Source organism: Mycobacterium pinniadriaticum (assembly GCF_026242045.1).
GTDB classification, from domain to species: Bacteria; Actinomycetota; Actinomycetes; order Mycobacteriales; family Mycobacteriaceae; genus Mycobacterium; species Mycobacterium pinniadriaticum.
Map to the genome: position 1 here is coordinate 164,690 of NZ_JAPJDO010000008.1, position 13,542 is coordinate 178,231.

General features: G+C 67.5%; 13 protein-coding genes. 4 read left to right on the top strand and 9 right to left on the bottom strand.

What is annotated here, in order from left to right:
* Nucleotides 1-25 precede the first annotated feature (25 nt).
* Both ORI27_RS12075 and ORI27_RS12080 read right to left on the bottom strand, forming a co-directional pair.
* Nucleotides 26-1,003: an alpha-E domain-containing protein gene (locus ORI27_RS12075; protein WP_265997081.1), complete on the bottom strand. Its 978-nt coding sequence runs from the start codon at nt 1,001-1,003 to the stop codon at nt 26-28.
* Nucleotides 1,003-2,550, bottom strand: coding sequence for a circularly permuted type 2 ATP-grasp protein (locus ORI27_RS12080; protein ID WP_265997149.1), 1,548 nt, complete (start codon nt 2,548-2,550; stop codon nt 1,003-1,005). The genes ORI27_RS12075 and ORI27_RS12080 overlap by 1 nt, the downstream gene beginning before the upstream one ends.
* 287 nt (nt 2,551-2,837) lie before the next feature.
* Between ORI27_RS12080 and rpsT the strand changes: the two genes are divergently transcribed.
* Nucleotides 2,838-3,098, top strand: a complete 261-nt coding sequence (rpsT, locus tag ORI27_RS12085) for a 30S ribosomal protein S20 (RefSeq protein ID WP_265997082.1) — start codon at nt 2,838-2,840, stop codon at nt 3,096-3,098.
* Here rpsT and holA read toward each other — a convergent pair whose 3' ends face one another.
* From holA to ORI27_RS12100, 3 genes are read right to left on the bottom strand one after another with little or no spacing between them, the layout of a single operon-like run.
* Complete coding sequence (holA, locus tag ORI27_RS12090; RefSeq protein WP_265997150.1) at nt 3,099-4,052, bottom strand: DNA polymerase III subunit delta; 954 nt, start codon at nt 4,050-4,052, stop codon at nt 3,099-3,101.
* Complete coding sequence (locus ORI27_RS12095) at nt 4,033-5,568, bottom strand: ComEC/Rec2 family competence protein (RefSeq protein WP_265997083.1); 1,536 nt, start codon at nt 5,566-5,568, stop codon at nt 4,033-4,035. Before ORI27_RS12095 ends, holA begins: the two co-directional genes overlap by 20 nt.
* The gene (locus tag ORI27_RS12100) at nt 5,565-6,362 is read right to left on the bottom strand and encodes a ComEA family DNA-binding protein (protein ID WP_265997084.1); all 798 of its coding nucleotides are present in this window, start codon (nt 6,360-6,362) and stop codon (nt 5,565-5,567) included. The genes ORI27_RS12095 and ORI27_RS12100 overlap by 4 nt, the downstream gene beginning before the upstream one ends.
* A 158-nt stretch (nt 6,363-6,520) precedes the next feature.
* Here ORI27_RS12100 and ORI27_RS12105 point away from each other — a divergent pair, with 158 nt between their 5' ends.
* On the top strand, nt 6,521-7,588 hold the full coding sequence (locus ORI27_RS12105; RefSeq protein WP_265997085.1) for an NAD(P)H-dependent amine dehydrogenase family protein: 1,068 nt from the start codon (nt 6,521-6,523) through the stop codon (nt 7,586-7,588).
* A gap of 162 nt (nt 7,589-7,750) precedes the next feature.
* On the top strand, nt 7,751-8,302 hold the full coding sequence (locus ORI27_RS12110; protein WP_265997086.1) for a YceI family protein: 552 nt from the start codon (nt 7,751-7,753) through the stop codon (nt 8,300-8,302).
* Between the two features lie 121 nt (nt 8,303-8,423).
* Here the strand turns inward: ORI27_RS12110 and ORI27_RS12115 are convergent, their stop codons facing one another.
* From ORI27_RS12115 to ORI27_RS12125, 3 genes are all read right to left on the bottom strand, one after another.
* Nucleotides 8,424-9,149, bottom strand: coding sequence for an MIP/aquaporin family protein (locus tag ORI27_RS12115; RefSeq protein ID WP_265997087.1), 726 nt, complete (start codon nt 9,147-9,149; stop codon nt 8,424-8,426).
* 190 nt (nt 9,150-9,339) lie between these two features.
* Nucleotides 9,340-10,803 carry a sensor histidine kinase gene (locus ORI27_RS12120; protein ID WP_265997088.1) on the bottom strand — a complete coding sequence of 488 codons (1,464 nt, stop codon included), beginning with the start codon at nt 10,801-10,803 and terminating at the stop codon, nt 9,340-9,342.
* Entirely contained in the window at nt 10,800-11,498 is a 699-nt protein-coding gene (locus ORI27_RS12125) for a response regulator transcription factor (protein WP_265997089.1), read from the bottom strand. Before ORI27_RS12125 ends, ORI27_RS12120 begins: the two co-directional genes overlap by 4 nt.
* A gap of 181 nt (nt 11,499-11,679) precedes the next feature.
* On the opposite strand from ORI27_RS12125, the gene ORI27_RS12130 reads away from it, so the two are divergent.
* The gene (locus ORI27_RS12130) at nt 11,680-11,916 is read left to right on the top strand and encodes a hypothetical protein (protein ID WP_265997090.1); all 237 of its coding nucleotides are present in this window, start codon (nt 11,680-11,682) and stop codon (nt 11,914-11,916) included.
* A gap of 91 nt (nt 11,917-12,007) precedes the next feature.
* Here ORI27_RS12130 and ORI27_RS12135 read toward each other — a convergent pair whose 3' ends face one another.
* Nucleotides 12,008-13,498, bottom strand: a complete 1,491-nt coding sequence (locus ORI27_RS12135; protein WP_265997091.1) for a DUF3500 domain-containing protein — start codon at nt 13,496-13,498, stop codon at nt 12,008-12,010.
* Nucleotides 13,499-13,542 lie beyond the last annotated feature (44 nt).

Below are 13,542 nucleotides of genomic sequence, written 5' to 3' on the forward strand. Positions count from 1 at the left end.
ATTCTCTTCGCGCAGGCGCTCATCGTTAGATCTCCCCTTCTTCAATGACCAGCGCACCGTGCTGGCCCGCGTCCGACCAGGCGACCCACGGTGCGGAGTGGAAGTATTGCAGCGCTACCGCTTCCCCGACGTCCCGGCACATCTCCTGCAGCCCGGCCAGCCGCTCTTCGAGCGACTCCAACAGCACGCCTGGCCGGATGAACTCGAGCTCGCTTCTGGCCCGGCCGAGCAGACGCTGCGCCTCGGCGGTGGACCCGACCCGGTTGTGCTGGCGATGCATCAGTTCGTCGAGGCTGTGCTCGGCCAGCTTCAGCGAGTAGTAGACCGACCGCGGAAAAAGCCGGTCCAGCAACATGAATTCGACGACCCGGCTGGCGTCGAGTACGCCGCGGTAGGTCCGCAGATAGGTGTCGTGCCCACCGGCGGAGCGCAACACCGTCACCCAGGCCGGCGAGGACGCGCTGTCTCCTACCCGGGACAGCAGCAGCCGCACCGTCATGTCGACCCGCTCGATTGCTCGGCCCAGCACCAGAAAGCGGTAGCCGTCGTCGCGGGACAGGGTCGAGTCGGCCAGCCCGGCGAACATGGCTGCTCGACCCTCGATGAAGCTGAAGAACTCGTGCGGGCCGAGCCGACGCGCCGCGCGTTCGCGTTCGGCGAGCGCGTTGTAGGTCGTGTTGAGACACTCCCACATGTCCGAGGACGTGACTTCCCTTGCCGAGCGGGCATTTTCGCGCGCGGCAGAGATGGCATCGACGATCGAGCAGCCGCCCTCCAGCTCCCGGCTGAACGCCACCAAGTCGGTCAGTGACCACAGGTCGAGCTGGTGTTTGGGCGGCTCGATGCCCAACACCTGCAGCAGCACCCGGGAGGTCTGGTCGGGGTCGACGCTGGAGTCTTCGAGCAGCTGGTGGACGGTGATGTCGAGAATCCGGGCGGTGTCATCGGCACGCTCGACATAGCGGCCGATCCAGTACAGCGCCTCGGCGTTGCGGGCGAGCATCAGCGCATCACCTGCTGTTGCTGCTGCTGGCTCTGCTGCTGCTGGCCCTGCTGGTGCAGGCTGAAGGACTGCTCGGAGCCCTTCTCGGCGGGCTGCGCCTTGGACGGCTTGGGAATCTTGCGAACGATCTCAGCGGCGCCGAGTTCACGGGCGGCCACCGACGAGCGCGATGCCAGCACCCAGGTGTCCTTGGACCCACCGCCCTGGCTGGAGTTGACCACCAGCGACCCTTCGGTAAGGGCGACCCGGGTCAGCCCGCCGGGCAGCACCCACACCTCTTCCCCGTCATTGACGGCGAACGGGCGCAGATCGACGTGCCGCGGCGCCAGGGCGTCCCCGACCTTGGTGGGCACCGTCGACAGCTGCACCACCGGCTGGGCGATCCAGCCGCGTGGATCGCCGATGACCTTCTTGCGGATGGTGGCCAGTTCCTTCTCGGAGGCGTCTGGACCGAACACGATCCCGTAGCCGCCGGAGCCCTCGACCGGTTTGATCACCAACTCGTCGAGACGGTCGAGCACCTCTTCGCGTTCCTCCTCAAGCCAGCAGCGCAGCGTGTCGACGTTGGCCAGCGACGGCTTCTCACCGAGGTAGTACTCGATGATGGTCGGCACATAGGTGTAGACGAGTTTGTCGTCGCCCACGCCGTTGCCGACCGCACTGGAGATCACGACGTTGCCGGCGCGGGCCGCGTTGAGCAGGCCCGCCACCCCCAGCACCGAGTCGGGACGGAATTGCATCGGGTCCAGGAAGTCGTCGTCGATGCGGCGATAGATCACGTCGACCTGGCGCTCCCCCTCGGTGGTGCGCATGTAGACCACGTTGTCTCGGCAGAACAGGTCGCGGCCCTCGACCAGCTCCACCCCCATCTGCCGGGCCAGCAGGGAGTGCTCGAAATAGGCCGAGTTGAACGGGCCGGGGGTGAGGACGACGACGGTGGGGTCGGCCTCGTTGGTGGCCGCGGCGTTGCGCAGCGCCCGGAGCAGATGAGACGAGTAGTCGCCGACCGCGCGCACCCGATGGGTCGCGAACAGGTTCGGGAAGACCCGGGCCATGGTGCGCCGGTTCTCCATCACGTACGAAACACCCGACGGGGATCGCAGGTTGTCCTCCAGCACGCGGAAGGTGCCCTGCGCGTCACGGATCAGGTCGATACCGGCGACGTGGATGCGCACACCGTTGGGCGGGTTGATCCCGGCGGCCTGCCGGTGGAAGTGCTCGCAGGAGGTGATCAACCGGCGCGGGATCACACCGTCACGCAGGATCTCCTGATCGCCGTAGATGTCGTCGAGATACATCTCCAGCGCCTTGACCCGCTGGGTGATGCCCCGTTCGAGCCGGGACCACTCGGCCGCGGAGATGACCCGCGGCACCAGGTCCAGCGGAAAGGGCCGCTCCTGGCCGGACAGCGAGAACGTGATGCCCTGGTCGATGAAGGCGCGGCCCAGCGCCTCTGCCCTGGCTTCCAGGTCATCGGCGTCCGATGGGGCGAGTTCGGCGTGGATGCCCTTGTAGGGACCGCGGACGTTGCCCTGGTTGTCGAACATCTCGTCGAACGCCTTGGCGTAGGAGCCCAGGTCGTTGTAGCCGCCGAAGATGTGGTCATGACTGCGCGCCTGTTTCGAACCATTGCGCGACGACCGACTGGTTTCCGGGGGCAAGGTACGAAGGCTCACCTGTCACATGCTGCACCACGATCGCCGTTTCGGCAGGCCAGTGAGCTCGACTTTGGGAGATTCACACCCAGACTGGTACCCTGAGCAGTCGCTGCCCGAGGGCCCGACGGCCCCGGCAAGACAGAGACCCCAAAGCAAGAAAATCGAGGAACTAACGCGTGGCCAACATCAAGTCGCAGGAAAAGCGCATCCGCACCAACGAGCGGCGCCGGGTGCGCAACAAGTCGGTGAAGAGTTCGCTTCACACCGCGATCCGCGGATTCCGCGAGGCCGCTGCCGAGGGCGACAAGGATAAGGCCGCCGAGCTGCTCGCGTCGACCAGCCGCAAGCTGGACAAGGCCGCAAGCAAGGGCGTCATTCACAAGAACCAGGCGGCGAACAAGAAGTCCGCGCTGGCTCAGGCCCTCAACAAGCTCTGATCACTCCCGGCCGCCCCCGGCGGCCAATTGCGCCACTTTGCGCACCGCATCCTCCAGGACGTAGTCGGCGTCGGCTGCTGCGCCCTTGACGTCGGCATTCAGCGCCGCCACCAGCCGGATCGCCGTCGCCACCTTCTCCCGCGACCAGCGCCGCGACTGTTTCTGAGCCTTCTGGATGCGCCACGGCGGCATCCCCAGCTCACCGGCCAGCCGGTATGGGTCGCCCGAGATCGGGCCGACCCTCGCGATCGCGTGCACCGCCTCGGCCAGCGCGTCGGCCAGGACGACGTGCGGCACGCCGCGCATCATCGCCCACCGCAGCGCCTCGGCCGACCCGGCGACATCACCGACGACGGCCTTGTCCGCGATATCGAACCCGGACACCTCCGCCTTACCGCTGTGGTAGCGCTGGACCGCGACCGCGTCGATGCGGCCGGCGGTGTCGGCGACCAGCTGCGAGCAGGCCGAGGCGAGCTCCCGGATATCGGAGCCGACGGCATCGAGCAGCGCGGTGACGGTGTCGTCGTCGACCTTGACCTTCAACGTGCGGAACTCGGCGCGGACGAAGTCGGCCCGCTCGGTGGCCTTGGCGATCTTGGCGCAGGCGTGGACCTGGGCGCCGAGTTTCTTGAGCTGGTCGGCCAGTGCCTTGGCCCGCCCGCCGCCGGAGTGCACGACGGCCAGCACGGTGCCGGGCGGGAGGTCGGCGGCCGCCGTGGCGATCAGTTCGACGGCGTCCTTACCGGCTTCGGCGGCCGATTCGAGCACCACCACCCGCTCGTCGGCGAACAGCGACGGGCTGAGCAGTTCGGCGAGCTCGTTGACCGACACCTCGCCGGCGCGCAGGCGATCCACCGGGACATCGGGGCTGCCCGCCGCCGCGCGGGCGACGCGCAGCACCTCGGAGATCGCGCGATCGACGAGTAATTCCTCGTCACCCAGGATCAAATGCAGGCCGGCCACCGTCGCGCTCACGACACGATCGTTTCACGACCGGCTGACACCGGCGGACACCGGCCGAGACCCGTCGACACACCAGCACGGCGGCCAGGGTGACTGTGCCGACCGTCACCACCCCGGCGAGCCCCGACGGCACCGGCACCGCGGCACCGGGAACCTTCGCGGCGGTCGACGCGACATGTAGCAGCCACCAGAGCTCGGGGCCGGTGAAACGGATCAACAGCCCACCGGCGGGCGCCCACACCCAGCACACCGCCGCCGCCGCGGTCCCCAGCACAGTGATCGGTGGAATCACCGCCGCCACAGCCACATTGGCCAACACGCCGACCACGCTCAGGCGACCGGAGATCGCCGCCACCAACGGTGCGGTGACCAGTTGAGCGGCCATCGCGATGCAGACCGCGTCGGCCAACGGCTTGGGCCAGCCACGCGCGACCAACCGCGCTGACCAGCCCGGGGCCAACAGGACAAGCGCAGCGGTCGCCGACACCGACAGCGCGAAGCCGGCGTCGACCGCCAATTGTGGTGCCACGGTGAGCAATCCGAGCACGGTCGCCGCCAATGTCGGAATCGCCTGGCCTCGGCGGGCGGACAGAACCGCGACGAGCGCGATACCGCCCATCACCGCGGCCCGCAGCACGCTCGCGGTCGGTTGCACCAGGACGACGAACGCCACCAGCGCGACGGCGGCCAGGCCGACGGCGATCCGCGGGCCAACGAGGCTCACCGACAGCAGCACCGCTGCGCACACGATCGTGACGTTGGCTCCCGATACCGCGGTCAGATGGGTGAGCCCGGCGATGCGGAACTGCGCTGTGGTGGCCGCAGATACCGCGGAGGTGTCACCAAGCACGAGCCCGGGCAATATCGCGGCCTGGTCCCCTGGCAGCACATCGCGGGCCACGGCGGCGAACCGCGCGCGAACCGCCCGGGCCGCCCGCTGTATCGGGGATGCCCGGCCGAGGGCCGGTTCACCGCTGGCGTTGAGTACCGCCACGGTGAGATCGTGGCGGCTCGGGCGGGTGACTCGGGCCGTGAACCGGGCAGGCTGGCCCGGCATCAACTCGCCGAAGCCAAGCACCGGAGCGAAAACCACTACGGCACCCGATATTTCACCACCGTCCAATTCGACCAGCGCGCCACGGAACATCAACCGCCCGTTACCCAGCGGCCTGGGCTCCTCCCGCGGTTTCACCGTGACCGTGGCTACGGTGCCGAACCGGTGCCCGACCGGATGGTCCCGAACCGCGTCACTGCGCACCGCCGCCGCGAGCGCGAAAGCCGCCCCAAGCATGGCCGGGCCGATCACTGCGACGGCGGCGGCCCTCAGGGCGGGCCGGGTCTCGCCGCACCATCGGGCCAGCGCGGCCCAGCCGAGCCCGATGACCGTGCACACCACGGCCAGCGCCGGGCCGACCGTCCAGGTGATCCCCACAGCCGTGGCCACCCAGGCGGTCGCCGCGGCCGGCACCAAGCGCAGATCCAGGCGGGTAGTGGCGGCATCGGTCACACCCGGACCAATGCCCGCAATTTGTCCAGCCGCGCTGGACCGATGCCGTCGACGTCGCCGAGCTGGTCGACGCTGGTGAACTTCCCGTTGGCGTCGCGCCAGGCCACGATGGCGGCGGCGGTCACCGGCCCGAGGCCGGGCAGTGCGTCGAGCTGCTCGACGGTGGCGGTGTTCAGGTCGACCGGTTCGGCCGATGGTCGGTTGCCCGGCGCCGCAGAAGCGGCGGGCGGCGACCCGCCGCTGACCGAGCTGCCCAATGAGGTGGGCTGGCCCGTCGGTGTTGCGATGCCGACGACGATCTGTTCGCCGTCACTGAGGTGACGGGCGAGGTTGAGTCCGAGCGTGTCGGCCCCGTCGATCGCGCCGCCGGCGGCCGATACCGCGTCGGCGATGCGGGCATCCGGGGCCAGCGTCACCAGGCCTGGTTTGGCGACCAATCCGACGACGCTGACCACGACCGGCTGGTTGGGGTCGGGGCCCGGCGGGCGGGCAGCAGCGGAGGACACCATTTCCACCGGGGGGAGCTTGGCCGACACCACCGGCGGTGGATCGTCACGCATCAGCGTGAACACCGTGACGAGCAGGGCGATGACGGCGATCACCGCCAGCGCGATACCGCCGGTGCGGCCCGGGTCGGCCCGCACCGCGGCCAGCCAGCCCGCACCGCGGTCGGCCTGCCCGGCGGGGATCCAGCTCGCTACCGGAATGTCCTCGCCGGCCTCGTCGTCGGCGTCAGCTGCGTCACCGGGACGCAGCCTACGGTGCAGGCTTGCCAGCGGCTGCTCGGTTCGCATGCCGCGACCGTAAGCCGCGCCGCGAACGCGACTCGGCCGCCAGGGGCGTCCGACGGACTCCCCTGTGGACGAAACCGAGACTGGGGACTGCGCCTGGCACTTCGCCTGAGGTAAAACCCTCAGGAGTGTCACGTGCCGCCAGTCGAGGAGGACTCCCCATGACCGCCACCGCCGGCCGACCCATCCGGGTGATCCAGTGGACCACCGGCAACATCGGCCGCCGGTCGTTGCACGCGATCATCAACAGGCCGGACCTCGAGCTGGTCGGGGTGTACGCCCACGGCGCCGACAAGCTGGGAGTCGATGCCGCCGAACTGTCCGGCTGGCCCGAACCGACCGGCATCACCGCGACCAACGACATCGACGCGCTGCTGGCGGCCAAGCCGGACGCCTGCTGCTACAACCCGTTGTGGCCCAGTGTCGACGAGCTGGTGCGGTTACTGGAGGCCGGGGTCAACGTATGTTCGTCGGCGGCCTGGATCACCGGCGGCAAGCAGACCCCCGACGACCTGACCAGGATCCGAAAGGCCTGTGAAAAAGGCAATTCCACGATCTTCGGCAGCGGCGCGCACCCCGGGATGACGAATATGGTCGGCATGGTGCTATCAGGCGCCTGCGAGAGTGTCGAGGAGATCCGCATCACCGAGTCGGTGGATTGTTCGACGTATGAGTCGGCGGGCACCCAGTCCGCGATGGGCTTCGGTTGCGATCCGAACACCCCCGGACTGGAAGACAGCGTGCGCCGCGAGAGTGAGGTGTTCGCCGAGTCGGCGGCGATGATGGCCGATGCGATCGGCGCGCATCTGGACCGGATGACCTTCGACGTCACGTTCACCACCGCGACCGGTGACAGCGACCTCGGATTCATGATGATCCCGAAGGGCACCGTCGGCGGCGTCTACGGCTACCACCGGGGCTGGGTGGGTGAGCGCAACGTCGTCAGCGTCGGCTTCAACTGGATCATGGGCAGCCACGTGGTCCCACCGAAGCCACTCGAACACGGTCACGTCATCCAGGTGTTCGGTGTGCCCAACATGCGCACGGTGCTGCACTGCCTGCCGCCGAAGAACTGGGCCGAACCCGGCTTCATGGGGCTGGGCATGATCTACACCGCGATGCCGGTGACCAACGCCGTGCCCGCGGTGGTGGCGGCCGAACCGGGCATCGTGACGCTGGCCGACCTGCCGCCGGTCACCGGGCGGTTCAGCGAGGCTGGCCGGAGGTGACGCGGGCGTCGCTGGAGGCCAGGCGAGGCTGGAACCGGCCCCACGCGGTGGGCGGTTCGCGGGCTAAACCTGGGCGGGAATGGATCCGGACCGCGGTCCGTTTACTCCTTGGTGTAGCGCCGGGCACCGGGTCCGGCAGCACCGGATCAAGGAGAAACCCCGATGGCCGCACCGGCTCAGACCACCGAACTCAGCGCAGGAACCTGGGCGATCGACCCCGTCCACTCGTCGATCAGCTTCTCGGCACGTCACCTTGTCGTCAGTAAGGTCCGTGGGACCTTCGGCACCTTCAGCGGTGCGGTGACCGTGGCCGCCGACGGCAGCCCGTCGGTATCCGCCGAAATCGACGTCGCCGCGGTCAACACCGGCAACGAACAGCGCGATGCGCATCTGCGATCGGCCGATTTCTTCGATGTCGAGAAGCACCCGACCGCCACATTCACCTCGACCTCGGTGACCCCCGACGGTGAGGACTACACCCTCGAGGGTGATTTCACCCTCAAGGGGGTGACCCGGCGGATCACCATGCCGCTGCAGTTCAACGGCGTCAATCCAGGCATGGGACATGGCGCGGTCGCCGGATTTGAGGCGTCAGTGGTGTTGAACCGCAAGGACTTCGGCATCGATATCGACATGCCGCTGGAAACCGGCGGAGCCGTCGTCGGTGACAAGGTGACCGTCACGTTGGAGATCGAGGCGCTCCGGCAGGCGTGACGGGTCACCGCGGCGCGGTGATCCTGGCCGGCCTCCCCCGGCTGACCGGACCAAAGCGTTCCCCCTCCCGCCGATGGCCGGTCGGGAGGGGGAACGCTTGAGACGGACGGTGTGCAGATGTCTACTTGTCGTCGGGGTTCAGCGTCCGGAACACCAGCCCCGCGGCGACACCGGCGATGACCTGAACGGTGACGTACACCGGCAACATCGTCGCACTGAACAAGCCGCTCACAACTCCACCGAGGACCACGGCCGGGTTGAACGCGGCACCGGAGACGCCGCCGACGGCGACAGCGCCCGCGACCACGGTGAAGCCGATCGCCAGCCCGTAGAACGAGTTGTCGGGGTGGTCTTTGCTGGTGGCCACGTTCAGCACGACGTAGCACAGGGCGAAGGTGAACAGCAGTTCGGCGACCAACGCCGCTACCATCGCATGTCCCGACACGTCGATCGGTGTACTTTGCCCGGTCTCGACAACCGCGAGCACGGCGCCGGCGCCGAGCAGGCCGCCGACGAGCTGAGCCACCCAGTATCCGGCCGCATCGCGCAGTTTGATGCGTCCGCGCACCAGGGCCGCCACGGTCACTGCCGGGTTGAAGTGGCCACCGGAGATGTGGCCACCGGCGTAGATCATCGCCATCAAAACCCCGCCGATGGCCAGCGGCGCCAAGGCGCTGCCACCCCGGACGCTGGCCCCGACCGTGAAGACCAGGAACAACGTTCCGATCCCTTCGACGAGATACCGCGCCACGGTGCTGGACGGCGACCAAAAGCGGGTGGCGCGTCGCTCGGCGCGGTCCGGAGTCGGCGCGTCGATGGTCAGTGTGGCTGTGTCGGAAGCAGTCATGTTCGAAGAACTCCTTTCTTCGGCGACCGCTCGGGTTGAGATGCAGGCATCGGATCCTCCTGCGGGCGCCCTTGGCTGTGTACCTTCTTCACGCTGGCGGGTCCGACTGAAGCGGACCTGAAGGCGAGCGCATCAGCCCGGTTTTCTTCAGCCTCGCTTCAGGATGGCCACGTCGCCGTGCGGTCGGTGGTCATTGCTGTGCCGGCTCAGGTCGCAGCGCTTGACTGAGCGGCAGCGACAGGCGGAATACGGCACCACCGTCGTTGGGCAGGCAGACCAATGCTGCGCCGTGAGCCTCGGCGAGGCCGCGGGCGATCGCCAACCCGAGCCCGGCACCCCCGGAATCCCGGTCTCGGGCGTCATCGAGGCGGACCAGCCGGTCGAATATCCTCTCTCGATCGTCGTCGGGAACGCCTGGCCCGGTATCGCTCACGGTGACTTGCGCTGTGCCGTCTGCTCTTTCGACGTTCACGGTGATATGCCCGGACGGCGGGGTGTGCCGACGGGCGTTGTCGAGGAGGTTCGACAGGATCTGGGCCAATCTGTTCGGGTCCGCGTCGACGTAGAGCTGTCGTTCGCCGGTGCGCCGCACGCTCAGCCCGGGCGCCAGCATCGCGGCCCGGTCCACTTCATCGTCCACGATGCGCCCGAGGTCGGTGCGCTCGGGACGAAGGCTGACGCCGGCGTCGATGCGGGCGATGTCGAGCAGGTCGTTGAGCAGGCGGGCGGCTCGGCGGGTCTCACTGCACAACAGCTCGGCGTGCCGACGCGTCCGGGTTCCCGGGACGCCGGCGCCGCTCGGTTCATCGGGACGGGTTCCGGTGCTGGCCATGAGCTGGTCGGCGATGACCTGGATCCCGGCAAGCGGAGTTCGCAGCTCGTGAGCCGCATCGGAGAGGAATTGTTTGCTCTGCGCCTCGGCCCGGCGAGCCACTGCGGCGGCGTCCTTGGCCGCCAGTTCGGCTGATTCCATCGCGTCGAGCATGCGGTCGAAGGCCTCCGCGGCCTTGCCGAGTTCTGTCGACCGGCGATCCGGGTGGATACGGCGCCCCCGGGCGCCACGCGTGATGCCGTCGGCCGTGGCGATGAGACGCTGCAGCGGCGACAGCGCTCGGCCCGCCACCCACCGCACCGCCAGCGTCGCCACCGCAAGCGTGCCGAGCGATCCGAACAGCATGTACCACCGCATGGCGTTGCGCGTGCGGGTGATCCCGCTGGTGTCGGCCTGCATGGTCAGCAGCGAGCCATCCGGCAGGTCACCGCTTATCTTGAGGCTGGGCAGGTCCCCCCAGGGCAGCGGGGTCGACGGCCGTATATCGGCCGGAACCGGCTTGGGCAGTGGGTGTGCATGCCGTTCGGCGGGGACTACCTGAGGGTCGCCGTAGACCGTGCCATCCGCACCGACCACCTGCACCCGGAATTCGGGTGACTTGAGGACGTTGACCAGGTCTCGCGAACTCAGTCCCCCCTCGACCAGGGCCGGGGCATCGTAGAACAGGTCGACCATTTCATCGTCGAGATCATCGGTGAGGCGTGCCCCGAATACCAGGTCGAACACGATACCCACGATCACCAACAGCATCGCGATGAGGCCGACGACAGCAAGGGTGACGCGTCGCCGCAGGGAGGGTGTCGGCGTGAGGTTCTGGCTCACGGTGCACTCGCCGCCAATCGATAGCCGATTCCGCGTACGGTGTGCAATATCCGTGGCCCGTGGGCCTCCAGTTTGCGGCGCAACGCGCTGATGTGCACCTCGACAAGATTGGGGTCATAGGCGTCGTATCCCCACACCGCGGCGAGGATCTGATCCTTGCTGACCACGCGACCGCGCTGGTCGGCCAGATAGGACAACAACCGCAATTCCGTTGCGGTCAAGTCCATCACCGCACCGGCGCGGCTGACAGTGCCGGCTTCGACGTCAAGCACGAGGTCGCCGACTTGGATGGCTGACGAGACCCGGCCCCTGCGTCGCAACACCGCTGCCACCCGCGATAGCAACTCGGCGATCTCGAACGGCTTGACCACATAGTCGTCGGCTCCGCTGTCGAGCCCGCGAAGCCTGTCCTCCAAGCCGTCTCGCGCAGTGAGCAACACGACGCCGGCGTCGCCGTAGCCGCGCACCACGTCGATGAGGGCGAACCCGTCGCGACCCGGCAACATGACATCAAGCACCACTACGTCGGGCCGAAACGCTGCCAACACGTCTTCGAGGCCGCCACCGTGCACGCGGCCAGCGCTGACATAGCCGGCGTCGGCGAGCGCCTCGACAACCATCTCCCGAATCGCAACCGAGTCTTCGACGACGAGTACCCGCGGCGGGTTGGGATCAGCGCTCTGTTTGGCGGACATATCAGACATTCTCACCGCTGCGTCAAAACCCTGTCACCGCAATCGCCCTGAAGTGTGCCTGAAGAAATCGGCATGTTGCCACTGACCTCAGGTTCGCTTCAGCCGGTGGCGCGAACGTGTGAATCGCAGGTACCGAACCGAGGCCGCTTGAGCGGTCAGAAACCCAAGGAGATGTCCGATCATGACCATCCGCACCTATATCGCCGCCATCGTGACAGCCGGACTGTGTGCACTGCCGATCGCGGCTGCCCCGATAGCCTCGGCCGCCCAGATCGGACCGACGTGTTCGACTGTGTCGCCTCAGGCGACGCTGTGTCAGACGAACGGCAGCGCCAGCTTGAGTGCCCAGCCGCAAGCCCGCAACTACCAGCTCTGGTATCCGTGGTTCATCGGGCAACCTGGTCGGCATCGCCGATGAACAGCGACCGTATGTCCGTTGTATAAGCCTTGTTGATCCCGGCGCCCTTGACGAGAGCGAGGCGCCGGGATCAATGGCATTGCCATCCATATCACTTCGGCGGCGTCGTGGTGTGATCGTGCTGCTGATGGCGCAGCATCGGGTCGTCCCAGTCGAAGCTCAAATCACGCAGCATCGAATGGAGGTGGTTGCCGGTGAATTCAGGGTCGTGCTGTACCGAATACTGGTTGCTCTGCAGGACTTCGAGCAGGAGATCGTCTACCACCGCGTAGGTGAAGTGGTGCGAGCCGATCTGGTCCAGTGGGCCACCCGCCCAGGAGAGCAGCATGGGCCGATCTTCTTCGACCGCGCGGTCGAACCGTGCCAGGTACCCCACGCCGACACTGGAATTCATGGCGCCGATGTAGAACACGAAGGCCTGCCGGAGGTTCCATCGCGCTTCGCCGCTCAACTCGCCGGGCCGTATTCTGATGTGCGGGTACGCGGTGATCACCTGCTGGTCCACGGTTGGCGCCACAGCGGCGACCAGCGACGACGGCGGCGTGTCGAGGACCAGTGGCGAGGCCTGCTTCAGCAGGTCGGTGCCGATGAACGCATCGCGGCGGGGCCCCTCGGGGACTCCCCGCCAGAACTCACGCAGGTGATGGACAACGCCGAGCATGAGGACTTGACCCTTGGTCCAATGCCATTGTTTGGCAGTGTCTTCGGGCGCGAAGGGGTCCTCGGGAATGACCATCGGGAACGAACCGTAGAAGAGCGGGGTCGAGTGCACCTCGAGGCCCCCGTCCGCTTTCGTGACGAACGTCAGTTGGAACGTGATGTGGTGGCCTTCAAATCGGATGGCCCACGAGTCGTCGCCCGGGTTTCCGAACACCGCGATTGTGTAGTCGCAGAATTGCTTGTAGCGCGCGGCAAGGCCGGGTGGCGGATCCCAGCTCCAGTCCACAGCCGTACCGGTACCGATGAATTCCTTGGCGCCGCCGACTACCGGATACCACGGCTTCGATGGATCCGGATTCGTCGCCACATCGAATATCGATTCCGCACCCTCTGCGGTTGGATTCTCCTGGAGCACCCTGCCGACGACCCCACCATCGCCGACATCCTCCATTTCACCGATAACGCGATTGCGGTTCATGACGGCGAGCAGCGCTTGGTAGCCCCCGGGGGACATGGCGCGGTTGAGGAGCGCGTGCAACGCGGTGCGCTGGGACATATCCATCGAACAGACCGTGATGCCCTGCCCCAGGGCACACCATTGAAGGACCGCGCAGAAGGCTTCGGTCTGGCTGGTATCGCGTCCGCGGGTGCGCGCCGGACTGTCGAAGGGCAACACGAGATCGGCCCGCTGCGCCTCCGGTGTGACGTCGATGAGCTTCTTGGCGGCTTGAGCGACATCGGCGGCGAAATACTCGGCCCCGTCCGCCGATTGCGGGGGCGTGCCATTCTGACGTTGGTCCGCCGGCGAACAGGCGGGCAGAAGCAGAGCCAGGATTGGTGCCGCGAGAATGGCCCTTCTGGGAACCGTGTTACGACCGGCCGGAGTCGGCTGCCGGAATTCGCTGTCTAACTCACTGGCCACGATCGCTCTCACCTCCGTGAGAAATCCCATCCGGGCGATGTCAC

What these genes read in the sequence shown, in the direction of transcription:
- ORI27_RS12080 (WP_265997149.1), bottom strand. Translation starts at nt 2,550, where the DNA reads ATGTTCGACAACCAGGGCAACGTCCGCGGTCCCTACAAGGGCATCCAC.
- ORI27_RS12110 (WP_265997086.1), top strand. Translation starts at nt 7,751, where the DNA reads ATGGCCGCACCGGCTCAGACCACCGAACTCAGCGCAGGAACCTGGGCG.
- ORI27_RS12075 (WP_265997081.1), bottom strand. Translation starts at nt 1,003, where the DNA reads ATGCTCGCCCGCAACGCCGAGGCGCTGTACTGGATCGGCCGCTATGTC.
- ORI27_RS12125 (WP_265997089.1), bottom strand. Translation starts at nt 11,498, where the DNA reads ATGTCCGCCAAACAGAGCGCTGATCCCAACCCGCCGCGGGTACTCGTC.
- ORI27_RS12105 (WP_265997085.1), top strand. Translation starts at nt 6,521, where the DNA reads ATGACCGCCACCGCCGGCCGACCCATCCGGGTGATCCAGTGGACCACC.
- ORI27_RS12130 (WP_265997090.1), top strand. Translation starts at nt 11,680, where the DNA reads ATGACCATCCGCACCTATATCGCCGCCATCGTGACAGCCGGACTGTGT.
- ORI27_RS12100 (WP_265997084.1), bottom strand. Translation starts at nt 6,362, where the DNA reads ATGCGAACCGAGCAGCCGCTGGCAAGCCTGCACCGTAGGCTGCGTCCC.
- ORI27_RS12115 (WP_265997087.1), bottom strand. Translation starts at nt 9,149, where the DNA reads ATGACTGCTTCCGACACAGCCACACTGACCATCGACGCGCCGACTCCG.